The organism is Bullifex sp., assembly GCF_034103065.1.
Taxonomy (GTDB): Bacteria; Spirochaetota; Spirochaetia; order Sphaerochaetales; family Sphaerochaetaceae; genus Bullifex.
Window position 1 is genome coordinate 1 of the sequence record NZ_JAXEGN010000264.1, and the last position, 5,921, is coordinate 5,921.

Below are 5,921 nucleotides of genomic sequence, written 5' to 3' on the forward strand. Positions count from 1 at the left end.
GAAGAAATCGAAAAGCTATCAAGTGAAGTTGAATTTGAATATGATAGCCAAGATGATGATGAAAAGGCTAAAGAACTTGAGCAAAAATATAGTCATGACATTGATACAAATCTTTCAAATAGCTACAAGCTTCCAACTAATACAGAGCTTGAAAGCTTGAGAGAGCGTTATGCACTTCCAGAAAAGTTTCGAAATGAAAAAGTTATTGAAGAGTTAGATGCATTAGAAACTGATGAGTATGATATCGAAGACGATGAAGATGAGAATCTTCCAAGCTTAGAAAATAATGAGCTTGCTTCTATCGACGATGATGACTACTTAACTTCTGATGAAGAAACTAAAGAAGATACATTTGTTGATGAGGCAGATTATGCTAGCTCTTTTCTTGACGATGATGAGTATGATGATCAACCATCATTATTTGATCCCCTTAATCCTACAGAGCCAAATTATGATGTTATGTATACTCCAACTCCTGAACATTCAGAAGAAGAGTCTTTACTAGAAGTTGAAGATGATACTGAGTTACTTCATAAAGAAGATGGTATAACAGAAGAGGAAACTCTTGATGAAGTAGAAGATGATGTTGAGGAGCCTTCAATTTATGAAGCATCTGAAAGTGAAGAAGACCCTATTTTTGATTTAGATAGCTCAGAGGAAGAATCTTTAGAAGAAATTGAAGATGATACGGAATTACTTCATAGGGAAGATGAAGCTTCAGAAGAAGAAACATTAGATGAAGTTGAAGAAGAACCAATTTCTTTAGATGGTATTGAGACACAACAAGATGCTCTAGGTGAAGAGAAAATTCCAGCTGAAGAAGAATCTCCAGCTGAGGAAGAAGCTCCAGTTGAGGAAGAAGCTCCAGCTGAGGAAGAAGCTCCAGCTGAGGAAGAAGCTCCGGTTGAGGAAGAAACTCCAGTTGAGGAAGAAACTCCAGTTGAAGAAGAAACTCCAGTTGAAGAAGAAACTCCAGTTGAAGAAGAAACTCCAGCTGAAGAAGAAACTCCAGCTGAAGAAGAAACTCCAGCTCAAGAAGAAACTCTAGCTCAAGAAGAAACTCCAGCTCAAGAAGAAACTCCAGCTCAAGAGACTTCTTCAGATGATAGCTTAATTAGAGAGAATGATGCTAATTATGAAGTAGAAGAAGCAAATAAGGATACTGAAGAAGCTTTCCCAATGCTAATTGAAGATATCATCCATTCTCTAGGAAGTAATAGATGTAGGGCATTCGAAGAGTTTATCAATGGTGTTGATGAAAGCGTACTAAGCTCATTTGTAGATGTAGTTAAAAAATGCTTTATAGCGCAACAAATTGATAAAAAAGATAAAATGTTCACAATCTTTGATTACTCTCTATCTGTTGTTGTTGCGATGGAAAAGCGTCTTGACCAACTTAGAAAGAATGAGCTTAGAAACAATGTTGGTGGAGTAATGGTATCTCAAGATGCAGATTCTTGGACAAGTTTAATCTTAACATTTGATGATGATATGAACTTAAAGAGTGCATCAGGTGAGGATATTACTCAAAAGAGCTTTGCCCAATATGATTGGAAAATAGTAAGAGTAATTGGAAATAAATTAAAAGATAAAGATGAAAAAAAGATTTGATTTTACTAAAACAATGATTAAAGAGGCAGGAGCTTTTCTCCTTTCTCATAAATCAGAAAGAGTCAATATTACTGCAAAAAGTGTTAATGACTATGTAACAGAAGCAGATAAAAAGTGTGAAAACTTAATTGTATCTGAAATTAAAAAAGCTTTTCCTCAAGATGGATTTTATTGTGAGGAAAGTGGAACTATTGATAGTTCATCAGGCTATACTTGGGTAATTGATCCAATTGATGGAACAGTAAATTACATGAATACATTCCCCCTTTATACTATTTCGATTGCACTTAAAAAAGATGATGAAATAGTAATGGGATGTGTTTATGTTCCTGAATATGATGAGCTTTTTTCTGCATTAAAAGGTAGTGGCGCATACTTAAATGATGAGAGGATTAGTCAAAGCTCTTTTACGGATATGAAAAAGAGTCTTGCTATCTTAGTTCCACCTCACAGAATGCATGATGAATTACCTTATTACATGACTCGCTATGAAAAGATTTTAAAGGCTGTATCAGATATTAGAGGACTAGGTTCAGCTGCAATATCTTTATGTTATGTTGCCTGTGGGCGCTGTAGTATTTATTATGAATTAGGTCTTCATCTTTATGATTTTGCAGCAGGAGCTATCATTCTTCAAGAAGCTGGTGGTAAAATTAAAATAAGTCCAAGAGAAGGTGAAATGTATGATATCACATCATCATGTTCACAATTTTTCGATAAACTATTGGAGTTAACTGAATGATTAAAACTGTCCTATTTGACTTAGATGGAACACTCTTTGACTCATCAAGTGGAATATTCCACACAGCTAACTACACTATGAAAGAGTTAGGGTTTGAAGAGTGTCACGATGTAAATCAATTAAGAAAGTTTGTTGGTCCTCCGCTAAGAGAGTGTTTTAGAATTACATTTGGAACTAAAGAAGAATACTTAGATGAATGTGTAGAGGTTTATCGAAAAGAATATCGTAAGACTGGTATGCACATGTGTTATCCTTATCCTGGTATCATTGATTTACTTAAAGAATTAAGAAAATATGGTATTAAAACAGGGGTATGTACTCTAAAGTATGAAACTTTAGCTGTAGATATTATTAAAGAAAAAGGCATGTTTGATCTCTTTGATGTAATTTTTGGAACAGATAGTAAAGGAAAAATTACCAAAGCAGATTCAATTAATAATGCAGTTAATCGTCTTGGTGTATCACCATGTGATGTTTTAATGGTTGGAGATACATTAAATGATTTAAATGGAGCAAAGGAAGCTGGTGTAAATTTTTGTGGTGTAACATGGGGCTTTGGGTTTGAAAAACCTAGTGATGTTAATTCAGGGTTTGTTGCAGCTAGTACAAATGATATAATAGAATATGTAATAAAGGAGAATCAGATAATGGATATTAAGAAAATTTCAACAACTAAAGCTCCTGCAGCTATCGGACCATACAGCCAGGCTGTAGCAGTAGGTGATTTCGTATTTTGTTCAGGACAAATTCCAATTAATCCTGCAACAGGTTTAATTGTTGAGGGTACAGCAGCTGAACAAGCTAAACAATGTTTTGAGAATATTAAGGCTGTTTTAGAAGAAGCTGGTACAGATATTACTAAAGTTATCAAAGCAACTGTATTTTTAAAGGATATGGCTGACTTTGTTCCTGTTAATGAAGTTTATGCTGAAGCATTTAAGGAAAGTGAGGTACTTCCTGCTAGATCAGCAGTACAGGTTGCAAAGCTTCCTAAAGATGTAAAAGTTGAAATTGAAGTTATTGCTGTTAAGTAAAATCAGCAAATTCAGCGCCTGTTGCTTTTTGTAAGTCAGCAGGCGTTAGTTTTAATTGTAGTCCTCTTTTACCTGCACTAACAAAAATATACTCTTCAAGTTCTGCTAAAGCTTCTATATATGTTGGATATTGCTTAATCATACCAATAGGGGAGCAACCTCCTCGAATATAGCCAGTGTATTTTAACAGTTGATCAAGCTTTAAAAGTTCAATTTCCTTTTCACCTGTTAAAGCTCGTGCTTTTTTTAATGATATTGTAAATTCAGCAGGTGTTACGAAAACATAAAGATTATTTGAAGACCCTTTCATAACAATAGTTTTATAAACCATTTCTGGATTCAATCCTGCTGATTTTGAAGCATGGATTGCATCAAGATGATCTTCATCAAATTCATATTCAATAACCTCGTAGCTAATCTTTTTTTGCTCGAGGAGTCTCATTGCGTTGGTTTTTACTTCTTTCATAATCAAAAAGGGTCAGAATTAATCTGACCCCTAAATAATAAAACTATCAAAAACTTACATCAACTGTCTAAACATTGCTTTGAAGTCATCGATTGAAGCTTCTTTTGGGTTTCCAGGAGCACAAGCATCTGCTGCTGCACTTTGAGAGAGGAATTCAAGATCATCTTCTTTAATTGCTGCAAGTTTAGCAGGGATACCTACATCTGCACTGAGTTGGCGAACAGCATTAATTGCAGCTGCTCTGTACTCATCTTGAGTCATATTATCAACACCCTTAACACCCATTGCTCTAGCAATTTCACGATACTTTTCACCTGTTGTTTCCTTGTTAAAGTCCATAACAATAGGAAGCATCATTGCACAAGCAACACCATGAGGAGTGTCATAAACAGCACCAAGAGTGTGAGCCATTGAGTGAGCAATACCTAGACCTACATTTGAAAATCCCATACCTGCAATATACTGTCCAAGAGCCATACCTTCACGGCCAGCTTTTTCATTATTAACAGCCCCTCTTAAAGACTTTGAAATAATTTCAATAGCTTTGAGATGGAACATATCTGACATTTCCCAAGCACCCTTAGTTGTATAACCTTCAATAGCATGAGTAAGTGCATCCATACCAGTAGAAGCTGTGAGACCTTTTGGCATTGAACTCATCATATCTGGATCAACAACTGCAACAATAGGCATATCATGTGGATCAACACAAACGAATTTTCTCTTTCTTTCGACATCAGTAATAACGTAGTTAATTGTTACTTCAGCTGCTGTACCAGCGGTTGTAGGAACTGCAATTATTGGTACACATGGCTTTTTAGTAGGAGCAACTCCCTCAAGAGATCTTACATCTTCAAACTCTGGGTTTGCAATGATAATACCAATAGCTTTAGCAGTATCCATTGAAGAACCACCACCAATAGCGATGATGTAATCTGCATTTGAAGCTTTAAATGCTGCAACACCATTTTGAACATTTTCAATTGTTGGGTTTGGTTTTATATCAGAATAAATTTCATAGCTAAGGCCTTCTTGGTCTAAAATGTCTGTAACTTTCTTAGTTACATTAAACTTAATAAGGTCTGGATCTGAACAAACAAAAGCCTTCTTAAAAGCTCTTGCCTTAGCTTCATTAGCAATTTCCTTGATAGCACCATAACCATGATAGCTAGTCTCATTTAACATAAATCTGTTAGCCATTTTATATTCTCCTTGTAAAACGCTATTATTAATAAGATAAACTAAATTTTTGAAAAATAAATATAAAAATGCTTTTCTGTGCATTTTTTGACATTTTTTCTTATCTTGTAACCATATCCATAAATAATGTATACTTATATCCTATAGGTGGATTTAATGAAAAAAACTCTCATCATATTACTTTTATTAACTTTACTGATAAATTCTGTTTTTGCAGCTAATCAAGTTTTTTCATCTAAAAGAGCTCAGCTATTAGATGGCGAAAATGCTGGTGCTATAACACTTGTAAAAGAACAGGATTATGCATCTCAATTAGGTGGCGTAAGAGCAATTGAAATCTTAGATAGACCATCTCTAGCAATTGGTGAAAAAGATTATCCTGTAACAGTTGGTGATGTGTATAGCCTTACTTATACACTTTCAGGAGTAAGTATAGTACTTCCATTACAAGTAACACACTCTGGTACTGTTAGAGTTCCAAATGTTGGAGATTTCTCAACATTAAATAAGAGCTTTATTGAATTGAAAAATGAAATAGAGCAGGGTGTAACTTCAAATTATCCATACAGTAACCCAACATTAACTCTTACAAAAACAGGTGTTTTTACAGTATTTGTAAGTGGTGAAGTTTACAGTTCAAGACGTGTTGAAGCATGGGGCTTAACTAGATTAAGTGATATGATTGGCTATGCAACCAACATGGCTAGCACTAGAAATGTGATAGTAAAAAATAGTGATGGTGAAACCTCTTATGACCTATATAAAGCTTTAAAAGAAGGGGATTCAAATTCAGATCCTATATTAAAGAGTGGTGATACAGTTATTTTTACTGAGCGTGAAAGATTAATCACAATTGGTGGATCTGTAA

At 34.6% G+C, this 5,921-nt stretch carries 6 protein-coding genes and 1 pseudogene; 5 read left to right on the plus strand and 2 right to left on the minus strand.

Annotation, left to right across the window (positions count from 1 at the left end; translation table 11 throughout):
* The 4 genes and pseudogenes from SOY52_RS09985 to SOY52_RS10000 form a co-directional block, all read left to right on the plus strand.
* A partial coding sequence (locus tag SOY52_RS09985) for a hypothetical protein (RefSeq protein ID WP_320848810.1) occupies positions 1-1,611 on the plus strand: 1,611 nt, incomplete at its 5' end.
* Positions 1,595-2,353 (plus strand): inositol monophosphatase family protein, encoded by a 759-nt coding sequence (locus SOY52_RS09990; RefSeq protein WP_320848811.1) that lies wholly within the window; start codon positions 1,595-1,597, stop codon positions 2,351-2,353. The genes SOY52_RS09985 and SOY52_RS09990, both read left to right, overlap by 17 nt.
* A pseudogene (locus tag SOY52_RS09995) lies at positions 2,350-2,898 on the plus strand (HAD family hydrolase); the annotation flags it as partial. The gene SOY52_RS09990 and the pseudogene SOY52_RS09995, both read left to right, overlap by 4 nt.
* Positions 2,899-3,000: 102 nt before the next feature.
* Positions 3,001-3,387 carry a RidA family protein gene (locus tag SOY52_RS10000; RefSeq protein WP_414429610.1) on the plus strand — a complete coding sequence of 129 codons (387 nt, stop codon included), beginning with the start codon at positions 3,001-3,003 and terminating at the stop codon, positions 3,385-3,387.
* Here the strand turns inward: SOY52_RS10000 and ybaK are convergent.
* A complete protein-coding gene (gene ybaK, locus SOY52_RS10005; protein WP_320848812.1) occupies positions 3,380-3,853 on the minus strand; it encodes a Cys-tRNA(Pro) deacylase in 474 nt (157 codons plus the stop codon). The two genes, SOY52_RS10000 and ybaK, sit on opposite strands and share 8 nt — an antisense overlap.
* 54 nt (positions 3,854-3,907) lie before the next feature.
* Positions 3,908-5,053 (minus strand): lactaldehyde reductase, encoded by a 1,146-nt coding sequence (fucO, locus tag SOY52_RS10010; RefSeq protein ID WP_320848813.1) that lies wholly within the window; start codon positions 5,051-5,053, stop codon positions 3,908-3,910.
* Between the two features lie 156 nt (positions 5,054-5,209).
* Between fucO and SOY52_RS10015 the strand changes: the two genes are divergently transcribed.
* Positions 5,210-5,921, plus strand: a 712-nt coding sequence (locus SOY52_RS10015; protein ID WP_414429609.1) for a polysaccharide biosynthesis/export family protein, incomplete at its 3' end; no start/stop codon positions are given.

What these genes read in the sequence shown, in the direction of transcription:
- SOY52_RS09990 (WP_320848811.1), top strand. Translation starts at nt 1,595, where the DNA reads ATGAAAAAAAGATTTGATTTTACTAAAACAATGATTAAAGAGGCAGGA.
- SOY52_RS10000 (WP_414429610.1), top strand. Translation starts at nt 3,001, where the DNA reads ATGGATATTAAGAAAATTTCAACAACTAAAGCTCCTGCAGCTATCGGA.
- ybaK (WP_320848812.1), bottom strand. Translation starts at nt 3,853, where the DNA reads ATGAAAGAAGTAAAAACCAACGCAATGAGACTCCTCGAGCAAAAAAAG.
- fucO (WP_320848813.1), bottom strand. Translation starts at nt 5,053, where the DNA reads ATGGCTAACAGATTTATGTTAAATGAGACTAGCTATCATGGTTATGGT.